Source organism: Microbacterium sp. bgisy203 (assembly GCF_057706945.1).
The window spans coordinates 151,692-165,713 of sequence record NZ_JBYIPF010000002.1 but is presented as its reverse complement, the minus strand read 5'-3'; the positions used below and the strand labels follow the sequence as shown (position 1 = coordinate 165,713).

Here is a 14,022-nt window from a genome sequence, read left to right as displayed (position 1 = left end):
CGGAGAACGCGCGAGGGCGCGCGGCGCGCAGCGCGCGTCAGCGGAAGAACTCGAGCCCGAGGTCGGGGTGGTCGACGAAGACCCCGTCGACCCCGGCATCCGCGATCACCTGCCACTCCCCCTCGTAGGCGCCGAATGCCGCCTTGTCGCGCCCACGCCGGAACTGTCCGATGAGGAAGTTGTTCTCGGGGCGGCACGTCCAGGTGAAGACACGTAGGCCCCGCGCGTGCGCGTCGGCGACGATGCGCGACGGCCCCGCGGTGCGTCCGAGGCGGTCGGGGTCGAGGATCATCCGCTTGTCGACGCTGATCCCGTCGACCCGCCCGGCGAGGGCGTCGAGTCCGGCGGGCGCAGCCTGCTCGCGATACGTGGGGGCGGTGTGACCGCGCGCGGCGACGAGGTCGTAGGGCTTCCCGGCCGCCTCGAGCAGGTAGATGTATGTGCCCCGGATGCCGTGGGCGCGCACATCGGCGAGGACGGTCGACTCGAACGCCTCGATGAACAGCGGCAGCGACCCGTCGGCCCAGCCGGCGCTCCGGAGGGTCGCGGCGATCACCGCCGCGACGTCGTAGCCGAGGAGCGAGAAGTAGGTCGCGTGCTTGATCTCGAGGACGACGCCGATCTCCCGGCCCTGATCGAGGGATGCCTGGCGCACGATGTCGAGGACGTCCACGAGCCGGAGCGGCGGCTGCTCGCCGTCGAAGCTCGCGCTCGCCGGGCGGAGCTTCGGCAGGCGCTCGCGGCAGCGCAGGGTCTGGAGCTCCGCCCACGTGAAGTCCTCGGTGAACCAGCCGGTGAGCTCCGCGCCGTCGATCGTCTTGGTCGTTCGACGCTCGGCGAACTCCGGGTGGCCTTCGACGTCGGTCGTCGACCCGATCTCGTTCTCGTGGCGCACGACGAGGACGCCGTCGGACGTGAACACGACGTCGGGCTCGACGGCATCCACGCCGAGCGCCAGCGCGAGGTCGTACGAGGAGCGGGTGTGCTCGGGGCGGTATCCCGGCGCGCCGCGGTGACCGATCACGAGCGGACGACGACGCGGCATGCGTCCAGGGTAGCGAGGTCGGCCGCCGCGACCGCAAAGTTGAGTCGGGTCGCATCACCTTTTCACAGCGGACGCACAGCGCTCACCCTGCCGCAGACTTCGCCCGTCCGATACGCTGGAAATCCGCAGGATCCCGCCCGCGGCACCCCTCGCATTGGAGAGAGACCACAATGGCCTCGAACAGCAACCCCGCTTTCAGCAACCCCGCGTTCCAAGAACAGCGGCCCGGGCTGACCCCGCCGGCTGCGCAGACCCAGTTCGGCGTCGCTTCGGGCCAGACCGTCGACGCCGCCATGCAGGCGCAGCTCGAGGGCGCCTACGCCGCCCCGACCGCCGGCTCGGTCGACACCGGCCGCATGACCGTCGAAGACACCGTCCTGAAGACGCTCGCCCTCTTCGGCATCCTCGTCGTCACCGCCGTCGTCGGCTGGATCTGGACCATGTCGACCGTGACGGCCGACTACCCCGTCCCGACGATGGCCCCGTGGATCATCGGCGCGCTCGGCGGTTTCGTCCTCGCCATGATCGTGACCTTCACAGCCCGCAAGAAGATCCGCCCCGGCCTGATCTTCGCCTACGCGGCCTTCGAGGGCCTCTTCGTCGGCGGCATCTCGGCGTTCTTCGACTTCATCTGGCCCGGCATCGTCGTCCAGGCGACCCTCGCGACCCTCTCGGTCGTCGGCGTCACCCTCGCGCTGTTCGCGAGCGGCAAGCTGCGCGCCACGAAGCGCATGACCAAAATCTGGATGATCGCGATGGTCGGCTATCTCGTCTTCTCGCTGGTCAACGTCATCATGATGTGGATGGGCGCCTTCCCCGCCGGCAGCGCCGGCCCGTTCGGCATGTACTCGGTGAAGGTCGCGGGCATCCCGCTCGGCGTCATCATCGGCATCTTCGTGGTGCTGCTCGCGGCGTACTCGCTCGTGATGGACTTCGACTCCATCCAGCAGGGTGCCCGCAACGGCGCCCCGCGCGTCTACGGCTGGCTCGGCGCCTTCGGCCTCATGGTCACGGTCGTCTGGCTCTACGTCGAGATGCTCCGCCTCATCGCCATTTTGCGCGGAGACAACTGACGCCTCGCGCGTCTCGCAGGAAGGCCCGTCCGGCTCACGCCGGGCGGGCCTTCGCGTTGCGCGGGCGCGGGTTGGGGGTACGGTCGGATCACCATGAGACGCGGTTCCAACCTGCCTGCCGTCGGCACATACAACCAGACCCTGGTCCTCGACCTGATTCGCCGATCTCCGGACGGCCTCAGCCGCAGCGAGCTCGCCGAGCGCACCGGACTGTCGGCGCAGACCCTCAGCAACGTCGCACGTAAGCTCGTCTCCGAGGGCCTGATCTACGAGGGCGCGCCGATCATCGCCGGCAAGGGCAAGCCCCGCATCCCGCTGCTGCTGCGCCCTCAGGCGCGATACGCCGTCGGCGTCCACCTCGACCCCGCCGTCGACACGATCGTGCTCCTCGACCTCAGCGGGACGGTCGTCGCCCACCGGGAGCATCCCCCGCAGACGGGCCTCGACGCCGCGACACTGGTCGCGGGCCTCGCGGAGCGCATCAACGCGCTGCTCGATGCCGCCCTGGTCCGCCGCGACCTCATCCTCGGGGTCGGCGTCGCCGTCCCCGGCCCGATCGACGCGCGGCGCGGCGCGATCCTCGAACCGCCGCTTCTTCCCGCCTGGCACGGTGTCGCGCTGCGCGACGACGTCGCCGCGGCGACGGGCCTCGCCGTCGTGGTGGAGAAGGACGTCGTCGCGGCGATGGTCGGCGAGCTGTGGACGGATGCCGAACAGCAGCTCAACGAGGCCCTGTACTTCTACTACGGCGCGGGCGTCGGAGCGGGACTCGCGGTCGACGGCACCCCGGTGCACGGGCGCACCGGGAACGCGGGCGACATCGCGCACCTCGTGGTCGAAGCGGACGGCCCCCGGTGCGCCTGCGGACAACACGGATGCCTCGGCGTGGCCGTCGCACCCGAGCGTCTCGTCGCCGAGAGCGAGGGGATCGCGGTCGCCGATCTGCCGGCCCCCTCCGAGCTGCGCCTTCGACTGGGTCTGCTCGCCGAGCGCGCACGTCGCGGCGATACGGCGGCGGCGGCGTTGTTCGAGCGCACCGCCGCATCCATCGCGCGCGCGATCGTCCTGGTCAACAATCTGCTCGATGCCGACGCGGTGGTCATCGGCGGCCCGATGTGGGCGCGCATCGCGCCCGCTGTCGCGGCGCCGCTCGAGCGAGCGCTGAGGGAGAACTCCGCGTCGACGACGACGCGCCCGATCGCATTGTTCGAGAGCGCGCTCGGCACCGACGTCACCTCTCTCGGGGCCGCGTGCCTGATCCTCGACAGCGCGTTCACGGCCCGTCCCACCGACCTCATGATCGACCCGCGCTGAGCGGCGCCGATCGTTGTCACGTTGTGACCCGCCAACATCTTGACCTTTTAATCCATTTGCTTTAGAAAAAGAGTCGGTGCGGCGCACCGCGCACAGTCACAGCAAAGGAGCTAGGCATGAAGAGATCGATGACGACACTCGGGGTGGTGGGCATCTCCGCTCTGGCGATCGGATTGACCGGAGAAGAAGGAGTTCGAGGCGGCGAACTCGGGCACCACCATCGAGCTGGTCCCGATCGAGGCGGAGCAGGACCAGTACTTCACGAAGCTCGCGCTGATGAACGGGTCGCCCGACACCGCACCGGACGTGATCTACGAAGACATCTTCCAGATCCGCTCGGACGCCGCGGCAGGCTACCTGCAGCCGATCGACGACTACGTCGCGAAGTGGGACGGCTGGGACCTGTACGACGACGGCGCCAAACAGGCCGGCCTCGGCGACGACGGCAAGACGTACGGCGTCTCCCTGGGCACCGACACACGCGGGCTGTACTACAACAAGGATCTGTTCACCGCCGCCGGGCTTCCCGCCGACTGGGCGCCGAAGAGCTGGGACGACGTCCTCGAGGCGGCGCGCACGATCAAGCAGAGCAACCCCGACGTCATCCCGCTCAACGTCTACGCGTCGAAGGCGCTCGGGGAGGCGACGTCGATGCAGGGCTTCGAGATGCTCCTCTACGGCACCGGCGATGAGTTGATGGACACCTCGAGCAACAAGTGGGTGACCGGATCGACGGGATTCCTCGACGCACTGTCGTTCTATCAGACGCTCGCCGACGAGGGCCTCGGCCCCGACCCGGCCGACGCGCTCGATGCCGCCTGGGGCTCGAAGGTCAGCAACGAACTGCTGCCGCAGGGCAAGATCGCGATCGCTCTCGACGGCTCGTGGCTGCCCAGCAACTGGATCTCGGGCGACAACGCGTGGCCCGAGTGGGAGGACACGATGGGTCTCGCCGCCATGCCCACGCAGGACGGCAGCGGTGACGGATTCACGTCGATGTCGGGCGGCTGGACGCTGGCGCTCGGCGCGAACGCGTCCGACCCGCAGACGGCGTTCGACTTCATCGCGCAGGCACTGACGCCCGAGAACGCCCTCATGTACCACCAGGAGGCCGGCCAGATCGCGGTCCGCTCCGACGTCGCCTCGAACCAGGAGTACCTCGACTTCAACCCGTCGTTCGAGTTCTTCTCCTCGCTCGTGCAGTACACGCATTTCCGTCCCGCGACGCCGGACTACTCGCAGATCTCGTCGAACATCCCCGTGGCCACCGAGTCGGTCTTCACCGGCCAGGCTTCGCCGAAGGATGCCCAGGCGCAGTACGACCAGGCGCTCGTCGGCATCGTCGGCGAGGAGAACACGCAGGCGGGCTGATCCACCCATGACCGCCGTCGCCCCGCGCGGCACGGTCACGCGTGGCCGGGAGCACTCCTCCCGGCCACGCCGTGGCAGCCGCACCCTCTCTCGCGTCCTCCCGCTCCTTCCCGCGATCGTGCTCCTGCTCGCCTTCATGGCGGGCCCGATCATCTACGCGCTCTACGGCTCGCTCACCGACCGGGCCCTCACCGGACCCCGCGCCGCGAACCCCCAGTTCATCGGCCTCGACAACTACGCGGCGCTGTTGTCCTCACCGGACTTCTGGATGTCGCTGTGGCTGACGGTCGTGTTCGTCCTAGCATCCGCCGTGATCGGCCAGAACCTCCTCGGAATGCTGCTGGCCGTTCTCCTGCGCTCCGCGGTGAAGCCGCTCCGCTCCCTCGTCGGCGGCCTCGTCGTTCTCGCCTGGGTGCTCCCCGAGATCGTCGCCGCATTCGCGCTGTACGCGTTCTTCTCGAAGGACGGCACACTCAACGTCATGCTGGGGTGGATCGGCCTGGAAGGGACGGCGTGGCTGTACTACCTGCCCATGCTGTCGGTCATCCTCGCCAACATCTGGCGCGGCACCGCCTTCTCGATGATGGTCTACAACGCCGCGCTGGCCGAGGTTCCCCCTGACCTCACCGAAGCCGCGGAGATCGACGGAGCGAACGCGTGGCAGCGCTTCATCCGAGTCACGCTCCCGTTCATCCGGCGCTCGATCTCGACGAACCTGCTGCTGACGACCCTGCAGACCCTCGGCGTGTTCACCCTGATCTGGGTGATGACCGGCGGAGGCCCCGGCATCCAATCCTCCACACTCCCCGTGCTCGCCTACCAAGAGGCCTTCAAGTTCGCACAGGTCGGATACGGCACCGCGATCGCCGTCGTGACGCTGCTCATCGGCGCGGTGTTCTCCATCGCGTACATCAAGCTCTTGAAGCCGGAGGTGGACTGAGATGACCGCCACCCAGACCGAAGCCGTCACGACGCGTCGCGCCGCGTCGCCGAAGCCGATCAGCGTCGCCTCGCCGCGCAAGCGGACGCAGGCCCTTCTCTCGTCGCTCATCCTCGCGGCGATCGGTCTGACCTTCCTCGTGCCGCTCCTGTGGATCGTGTTCGCCTCCTTCGATCCGAATGCGACGACGTCGATGAAGCTGCCCGAGACGTGGACGGTCGACAACTACACGAAGGTCATGACGTGGGAGCTGACCTGGCAGCCTCTGCTGAACTCGATCCTGATCTCGTTCGGGACCGCGGCGATCACCGTCATCGTGGGCGTCCTCGCCGCTTACCCGCTCTCGCGCTACCGACTGCGGTTCCAGAAGTCGTTCATGTACGCGATCCTCTTCGGGACGGGCCTGCCCATCACTGCGATGATGGTGCCGGTCTACGCCCTGTTCGTGTCCATGGAACTCCTCGACTCGGTGTGGGGGGTCGTCCTCTTCATGGCGGCGACGTCGCTGCCGATGGCCATCTGGATGCTGAAGAACTTCATGGACTCGGTACCGGTTTCCCTCGAAGAGGCAGCCTGGGTCGACGGCGCGTCCTCGATGCAGGCGCTGACGAGAGTGGTCCTGCCCCTCATGCGCCCGGGCATCGGCGTCGTGTTCATCTTCGTGTTCACCACCGCATGGGGGAACTTCTTCGTCCCCTTCGTCCTCTTGTTCACCTCGTCGAAGTTCCCGGCCGCCGTGTCGATCTTCAACTTCTTCGGACAGTGCGGGGCCATCGCCTACGGACAGCTCGCCGCGTAATCCGTGCTCTATGCGACCCCCATGATCGTCCTCTACGTCGTCGTCCAGCGCCTGTCCGGCGGTGCGTTCGCACTCGCCGGATCGGTCAAGGGCTGACTCTCCCCCGAAAGGCTCCACCATGCACGACCGCTCCTCTCTCGCCGCGCTTCGCATCGACCGTTTCGTGCGCGAGCGGCTCACTCCCGCCGTCTATCGCGCCGCTGTCCCCCTCGATCTCGAGTTCTGGGAGGCCCCCGACGAGCCGGTTCCGTTCGCGGAGGCCGCCGCGGGCGTCTACGCGCCGATCTCGGCCGGGGACGCGTGGGGCCGGCCGTGGGGCACGACATGGTTCCGCGTGCGGGGCGCCGTCCCCGAGGAGTGGCGCCGCGAGGGTGCCCTCCCTCCGACGACGCGGGCGGAGATGGTCGTCGATCTCGGCTTCACGAGCGGGCAGCCCGGGTTCCAGTGCGAGGGAATGGTGTGGGATGCCGAGGGGCACCCCGTACGCGGCGTCGCACCGCTGAACACCGCGGTCAGCGAGGCGGTCGCCGCCGAAGGCACCGTCGACGTCTACCTCGAGGCGGCGTCGAACCCCGACGTCGGGAGCTTGTTCAGCTTCGCGCCGACGTCGCTCGGCGACAAGGCGACCGCGGGGCCCGGGCCGATCTACCGCCTGCGCCACGTCGACCTCCGCCTGCGCGACCTCGAGGTCGCCGCCCTCCTCGCCGACGTGCGCGCGCTGCGAGGACTCGCCGACCAGATCGACCCGCAGTCGCCCCGTCGCGCCGAGATCCTCGTCGGCCTCGAGCGGATGATCGACGCCGTCGATCCCGACGACGTGGCCGGCACGGCCGCGCGCGGCCGCGAGATCCTCGCTCCCCTCCTCGCCCGGCCCGCCGTCGGAAGCGCACACACCCTCCACGCGGTCGGTCACGCCCACATCGACTCGGCCTGGCTGTGGCCGGTGCGCGAGACGGTACGGAAGGTCGCTCGCACCTTCTCGAACGTCCTCTCGCTCATGGACGAAGATCCCGACGTCGTCTTCGCGGCATCCTCCGCCCAGCAGTACGCCTGGATCAAAGAGGTCTACCCCGACCTGTTCGCGCGGATCGCCGAGCGCGTCGCCGAGGGCCGCTTCGTGCCGGTCGGGAGCATGTGGGTCGAATCCGACACCAACATGCCCGGGGGTGAGGCGCTCGCCCGACAGTTCGTGGCGGGCAAGAGCTTCTTCCTCTGCGAGTTCGGCATCGACACCCCGGAGGTGTGGCTTCCCGACTCGTTCGGCTACACGGGGGCGCTGCCGCAGATCGCGGCCGCTGCGGGAGCGCGGTGGTTCCTCACGCAGAAGACCTCGTGGAACGAAACCAATCGCATGCCGCACCACACCTTCCAGTGGGAGGGCATCGACGGCACCCGCCTGTTCACGCACTTCCCCCCGGTCGACACCTACAACTCCGTCGTCTCGGCGAAGGAGCTCGCCCACGCCGAGCACAACTTCGCCGACAAGGGTCGCGCCAACGTCTCGCTCCTCCCCTACGGCTACGGCGACGGAGGTGGCGGCCCGACGCGGGAAATGGCGCAGGCGATCACGCGCACCCATTCTCTCGAGGGTTCGCCGAAGGTCGTGCACAGCACCCCGCGCGCATTCTTCGAGACAGCCGAGGCCGAGTACCCGCACCCCGAGGTCTGGACCGGAGAGCTGTACCTGGAGTTCCATCGCGGCACCTACACGAGCCAACTGGCCACCAAGCAGGGCAACCGGCGCAGCGAGCACCTTCTGCGCGAAGCGGAGCTGTGGGCGACCACCGCCACGGTGCGCACGGGTGCGACCTATCCTGCCGAGCGCTTGCGGCGCGCGTGGGAGACCGTACTGCTCCAGCAGTTCCACGACATCCTGCCCGGCTCGTCGATCGCCTGGGTCTATCACGATGCGGAGCGCAATTACGCGGCCGTCGCGCGCGAGCTCGAGGACATCATCGCGACGAGCCTCGCCGGCCTCGCCGGCGAGGGGACGACGACCATCACGGTCAACGCCGCCCCCCACGCGCGCGGCGGCGTGCCGGCCCTCGGCGGCGGGTCAGCGAAGACGGATGCACCGGCGCTCGCCGCGCCGGTGCAGGACGGCGACGGGTGGACGCTCGACAACGGCATCCTGCGCGTGCATGTCGACGGTCGCGGGCTGGTGACCTCCGCCGTCGAGGTGGCCACGGGACGCGAGGCCGTCGCGCCCGGGAGTGTTGCGGGTCTCCTGCAGCTGCACCGCGACACGCCCACGCAGTGGGATGCCTGGGACATCGACGTGCACTACCGCGAGAACGTCGCCGATCTGGTCGACGCCTCATCGGTGCGCGTCGAGGACGACACCATCGTCGTCGAGCGGACGTTCGGGTCGTCGCACCTCACCGAACGCATCTCCCTCGGCGCCGACGCGCGCGTCGTCGCGTTCGATCTCGACATCGACTGGCACGAGACGCAGAAGCTCCTCAAGTTCGCCTTCCCGATCGACGTGCACACCGACACCGCGACCTCCGAGATCCAGTTCGGTCACATCGAGCGCCCCACCCATACCAACACCTCGTGGGATGCCGCCCGCTTCGAGACGGTCGCGCACCGCTGGGTGCGGGTCGCCGAGCCGGGCTTCGGCGTCGCGGTGGTCAACGATTCGACCTATGGCCACGACATCACCCGCGCCGCGCGCGCGGACGGCCGGGGCACGGTGAGCACCGTGCGACTCTCACTCATCCGGTCGGCACTCTTCCCCGATCCCACGCAGGACGAGGGCCGTCACCGCCTGCGCGTCGGGTTCGTCGTCGGCGCGGACGTCGGGACGGCGGTCGCTGAGGGATACCGGATCAACCTTCCCGAACGGACCGTCGTCGGCGGCGCGGAGGAGCTCGCCCCCCTGCTGCGCGTCGACAGCGAGGGCATCGTGGTCGAGGCGGTCAAACTCGCCGAGGACGGCAGCGGCGACGTCGTGGTGCGGCTCTACGAAGCCCTCGGCGCGCGCACCGCGGGCCGACTCACGCTCGACTTCGAGGCCAGCGGCGTCGTCGAGACCGATCTGCTCGAACGGGAGACGGAGCGCCGCGCGGTCAGCGGCGTAGACGACGCTCTCTCGTACCTCGATCTGGCGCTGCGCCCGTTCGAGATCGTGACGCTGCGCATCGCGCGCTGAGTCACGGGGGGTAGTCACAGGGGGAAACGACGGATGCTGGGGCGCGCGGCCCCGGCATCCGGTCAGATCACTCCCACTCGATGGTCCCCGGGGGCTTGGAGGTGACATCGAGCACGACCCGGTTCACGTCGCGGACCTCGTTGGTGATGCGGTTCGAGATCTTCGAGAGCACGTCGTAGGGCAGGCGCGTCCAGTCGGCGGTCATCGCATCTTCGCTGGAGACGGGACGCAGGACGATCGGATGCCCGTAGGTGCGGCCGTCGCCCTGCACGCCCACCGAGCGCACGTCGGCGAGGAGCACGACGGGGCACTGCCAGATCTCGCCGTCGAGGCCGGCCTTGGTCAGCTCCTCGCGGGCGATGGCGTCGGCATCCTGCAGAATCGCGAGGCGGTCAGCGGTGACCTCACCCACGATCCGGATGCCGAGGCCGGGGCCCGGAAAGGGTTGACGGGAGACGATCTCTTCAGGTAGCCCGAGCTCGCGACCGATCGCGCGGACCTCGTCCTTGAAGAGGGTGCGGAGCGGCTCGACGAGCTCGAACTGGAGGTCTTCGGGAAGCCCGCCGACATTGTGGTGGCTCTTGATGTTCGCGGTGCCGGTGCCGCCGCCCGACTCGACGACATCGGGGTAGAGCGTCCCCTGCACGAGGAAGCGGATCGGCTCGCCCTCGGCGGCGGCCTCGGCGACGAGGTCCGCCTGCACCTTCTCGAACGCGCGGATGAACTCGCGGCCGATGATCTTGCGCTTCTGCTCGGGGTCGCTGACGCCCGCGAGCGCGTTCAGGAACGTCTCGCGTGCGTCGACCGTGATGAGTCGGACGCCCGTCGAGGCGACGTAGTCGTTCTCGACCTGCTCGCGCTCGCCCTTGCGGAGGAGCCCGTGGTCGACGAACACCGCGACGAGCTGGTCGCCGACGGCCTCGTGCACGAGCGCCGTCGAGACGGCGGAGTCGACGCCGCCCGACAGGGCCGAGAGCACGCGCCCCGAACCGACCTGCTCGCGGATGCGCGCGACCTGCTCGGCGATGACGTTGCCGCTGTTCCAGTCGGCGGGAAGGCCCGCCGCCTTGTGCAGGAAGTTCTCGATGACGGCCTGGCCGTAGTCGGAGTGCTTCACCTCGGGGTGCCACTGCACGCCGTAGAAGCACCTCTCGGCGCTGCCGAAGGCGGCGACGGGGGTCGCGGCGGTCGAGGCGAGGACCTCGAAGCCCTCGGGTGGGGCCGAGACCTGGTCGCCGTGGCTCATCCAGACGTTCTGGTCCTGCGGCTGCCCGGCGAGGAGCACGCCCCCGGAGCCTGCGACGACGGCATCCGTCGCGCCGTACTCGCGCAGGCCCGTGTTCGCGACCGTGCCGCCGAGCTGCTGGGCCATGACCTGGAACCCGTAGCAGATGCCGAGCGTCGGCACTCCGAGCTGCAGGATGCCGGGGTCGAGGCTCGGCGCGCCGTCCTCGTAGACCGAGGACGGTCCGCCGGAGAGGATCAGCGCGACGGGGTTCTTCGCGGCGACCTCGTCGGCGGTCGCGGTGTGCGGGACGATCTCGCTGTAGACGCCGGCCTCGCGCACGCGCCGCGCGATCAGTTGCGCATACTGTGCGCCGAAGTCGACGACGAGGACGGGACGCTGATCGGTCTCGGTCTGGGTGGTCAACGGCTGCCTTCCGTGGCGGGGGTGGCGGGGTGGGCGGGAGTTGTGGATGCGGATGCCGCCGCGGACGCCTCGTCGGCCTCGCGCTTCGCGAGGTACGCCTTCACGTCGCGGGCGACGCGGGCCTCCATGAAGAACGACAGGAGCGGGACGATGCCGCCGAGGGCGAGCATGATGAAGCGGCCGAAGCCCCAGCGCATGAGGCTCCACACGCGGAAGCACGCGAAGAGGTAGACGACGTAGAACCAGCCGTGCGCGATGAGGATGCCGAGGGACAGGTTCACCCCGTCGCCGGTCGACTCGTGCCCGGTCGCGGTTTCGACGACGGGGGCGAACCACAGGAATCCGCCGGAGCCGCCGAGGAACAGCTCGTAGCCGAAGGCGTACTTGATGATCATCTCGGCGCACAGGAGCAGGAGCATGACGCCCGTGATGACCGAGGCGATCTGGTAGAAGCGCAGCGCGCCGCGGATCGCCGGGAAGGTGGCGAGCTTGGGCTGGGGCATGGCCTCCAGTCTAGTCGCCGGGCGAGGTCAGGCCGCCGGACCCCGCTCCTCGAGCTCCTCGAGCTCCTTCTCCCAGGCATCCCTCGCCAGGCGGTACCACATGTAGAAGGCGAAGCCGGCGAAGATCGCCCACTCGACGGCGTAGAAGACGTTGAGCCAGTTGACGTTCGAGCCCTCTTCGGGCGCCGGCGAATCGATCGGCACGAGGCCGTCCCGCAGCGTGTCGCCGCCGTCCGCCACCAGGTAGGGCCGATACACGTTGAGCCCGTCGGTGTCGTGCCACCAGCTCAAGAGGGCAGCCGGTGACATGCGGGTCATCTCGGTCGCCGGCGCGCCCTTCGGAGGCAGCGCCGGGCCCTCGTCGGAGATGAGCCGGCCGGTGAGCTCGACGGCGGCAAGATCATCGCTTCCGGGGTCGCTGTTGAGGGAGGATGCCGCGGCTTCCGCGACGGCGCGGGTCGGCGTCCACCCGATCGCGACGGCGAGCGAGGTCGGGTCGGGGATCTGCCCCTCCTCGCCGGCGGGCGTGGCCGGGTCCACCCGCAGCTGGCCCGTGACCCAGTAACCCTCGTCGCCGCCGTTGAAGCGCGAGGAGACCACGAGGAAGTCACCGGCGACGAACGTGCCGGCGACGTCGACCTTCTGCCCGACGAGCGGCTCGGGCAGGTACGTCCCCGGGGCGACGACGTCGGCGATGGGGCGCACGTCCTCGGTGATGCCGGGGGGCGGCGGATTCGTGTCGATCGCGCGGCCCAGCTGCCACTGGCCGAGCCAGGCGAAGACGCCGGCGACGACGAGGGCGAACAAGAGCATCCCGATCCACCAGGGCCGGAGCATCACTTCGCGCAGCGTCGGCGGGAACACCTCCGGCGGCTCGGGCGCGGACGTGCGGGCGCCGGGCTCGGGCGTGCGAGGGGATGCCTGGGGGTCTGACGTCATCACTTCGTGGAGTACGGCGCGACGACGACCTCGACGCGCTGGAACTCCTTGAGGTCCGAGTATCCGGTCGTGGCCATCGACTTCTTCAGCGCGCCGATGAGGTTGGTGGTGCCGTCGGCGACAGGGGCCGGCCCGTACAGGACCTGCTCCATCGTGCCGACCTGTTCCACGGCGACGCGCTTGCCCCGCGGTAGTTTCGCGTGGTGCGACTCCGGACCCCAGTGGTAGCTGTGGCCGGGCGCGTCGGTCGAGCGCGCGAGCGCGACGCCGAGCATGACGGCATCCGCACCCATGGCGAGCGCCTTGACGATGTCGCCGGACGTGCCCACGCCGCCGTCGGCGATGACGTGGACGTAGCGGCCGCCCGATTCGTCGAGGTAGTCGCGGCGCGCGCCGGCGACGTCGGCGACGGCGGTCGCCATCGGCGCGTGGACACCGAGCACCGCGCGGGTCGTGGAGGCCGCTCCCCCGCCGAAGCCGACGAGGACGCCCGCCGCGCCCGTGCGCATGAGGTGGAGCGCCGCCGTGTAGGTCGAGGCGCCGCCGACGATGACGGGGACGTCGAGGTCGTAGATGAACTTCTTGAGGTTGAGCGGCTCGGCATCCGACGACACATGCTCGGCCGAGACCGTCGTGCCGCGGATGACGAAGAGGTCGACGCCGGCCGCGACGACCGTCTCGTAGAGCTCCTGCGTGCGCTGCGGGGTGAGGGCCCCGGCGACCGTGACGCCCCCCGCGCGGATCTCGGCGAGGCGGTCGCGGACGAGCTCGGGCTTGATCGGCTCGGCGTAGAGCTCCTGCATGCGGCGGGTGGCTTCGGCCGCGGGCATCGCGGCGATCTCGGCGAGGAGGGGCTCGGGGTCGTCGTAGCGCGTCCAGACGCCCTCGAGGTCGAGGACCCCGAGGCCGCCGAGCTGCCCGAGCATGATCGCCGTGCGCGGCGACATGACCGAGTCCATGGGGGCGCCGAGCACCGGGATGTCGAAGCCGTAGGCGTCGATCGACCAGGCCGTCGATACATCTTCGGGGTTGCGGGTGCGCCGCGAGGGCACGACCGCGATGTCGTCGAACGCATACGCGCGGCGGGCGCGCTTGGCGCGGCCGAGCTCGATCTCCATGCTCACGCCCTCCAGCCTACCCGCGCTGCGGTGCGGGCTTCGGGCGCGGGCTTCGGCGCACGTACTCCGCAGATCGTCATGTACTCCGCACCCGCAACCGGTCCCGCCTGCGGAG

The 14,022-nt window shown here is 69.6% G+C and carries 10 protein-coding genes and 1 pseudogene; 6 read left to right on the top strand and 5 right to left on the bottom strand.

What is annotated here, in order from left to right; genetic code table 11:
* Positions 1-37: 37 nt before the first annotated feature.
* On the bottom strand, positions 38-1,045 hold the full coding sequence (locus tag AC3ENQ_RS04160; protein WP_431801990.1) for a glycerophosphodiester phosphodiesterase family protein: 1,008 nt from the start codon (positions 1,043-1,045) through the stop codon (positions 38-40).
* A gap of 170 nt (positions 1,046-1,215) precedes the next feature.
* Between AC3ENQ_RS04160 and AC3ENQ_RS04155 the strand changes: the two genes are divergently transcribed.
* The 6 genes and pseudogenes from AC3ENQ_RS04155 to AC3ENQ_RS04130 all read left to right on the top strand — a co-directional run bounded on the left by AC3ENQ_RS04155 (position 1,216) and on the right by AC3ENQ_RS04130 (position 9,696).
* Positions 1,216-2,118, top strand: a complete 903-nt coding sequence (locus AC3ENQ_RS04155) for a Bax inhibitor-1/YccA family protein (protein ID WP_431801989.1) — start codon at positions 1,216-1,218, stop codon at positions 2,116-2,118.
* A 93-nt stretch (positions 2,119-2,211) separates the two neighbouring features.
* On the top strand, positions 2,212-3,432 hold the full coding sequence (locus AC3ENQ_RS04150) for an ROK family transcriptional regulator (RefSeq protein WP_431801988.1): 1,221 nt from the start codon (positions 2,212-2,214) through the stop codon (positions 3,430-3,432).
* A gap of 219 nt (positions 3,433-3,651) precedes the next feature.
* Entirely contained in the window at positions 3,652-4,803 is a 1,152-nt protein-coding gene (locus AC3ENQ_RS04145) for an extracellular solute-binding protein (RefSeq protein ID WP_431802596.1), read from the top strand.
* A 7-nt stretch (positions 4,804-4,810) separates the two neighbouring features.
* Entirely contained in the window at positions 4,811-5,743 is a 933-nt protein-coding gene (locus AC3ENQ_RS04140) for a carbohydrate ABC transporter permease (RefSeq protein WP_431801987.1), read from the top strand.
* 1 nt (position 5,744) lies between these two features.
* Positions 5,745-6,638: pseudogene (locus tag AC3ENQ_RS04135) on the top strand (carbohydrate ABC transporter permease).
* Between the two features lie 22 nt (positions 6,639-6,660).
* Positions 6,661-9,696 carry an alpha-mannosidase gene (locus AC3ENQ_RS04130; protein WP_431801985.1) on the top strand — a complete coding sequence of 1,012 codons (3,036 nt, stop codon included), beginning with the start codon at positions 6,661-6,663 and terminating at the stop codon, positions 9,694-9,696.
* A gap of 67 nt (positions 9,697-9,763) precedes the next feature.
* Here AC3ENQ_RS04130 and guaA read toward each other — a convergent pair whose 3' ends face one another.
* The 4 genes from guaA to AC3ENQ_RS04110 form a co-directional block, all read right to left on the bottom strand.
* Positions 9,764-11,347, bottom strand: a complete 1,584-nt coding sequence (gene guaA / locus AC3ENQ_RS04125) for a glutamine-hydrolyzing GMP synthase (RefSeq protein WP_431801984.1) — start codon at positions 11,345-11,347, stop codon at positions 9,764-9,766.
* Positions 11,344-11,850 (bottom strand): DUF3817 domain-containing protein, encoded by a 507-nt coding sequence (locus tag AC3ENQ_RS04120; RefSeq protein ID WP_431801982.1) that lies wholly within the window; start codon positions 11,848-11,850, stop codon positions 11,344-11,346. Before AC3ENQ_RS04120 ends, guaA begins: the two co-directional genes overlap by 4 nt.
* Positions 11,851-11,877: 27 nt before the next feature.
* Entirely contained in the window at positions 11,878-12,687 is an 810-nt protein-coding gene (locus AC3ENQ_RS04115) for an SURF1 family protein (RefSeq protein ID WP_431802594.1), read from the bottom strand.
* Positions 12,688-12,788: 101 nt separating this feature from the next.
* A complete protein-coding gene (locus tag AC3ENQ_RS04110; RefSeq protein ID WP_431802592.1) occupies positions 12,789-13,907 on the bottom strand; it encodes a GuaB3 family IMP dehydrogenase-related protein in 1,119 nt (372 codons plus the stop codon).
* Positions 13,908-14,022 lie beyond the last annotated feature (115 nt).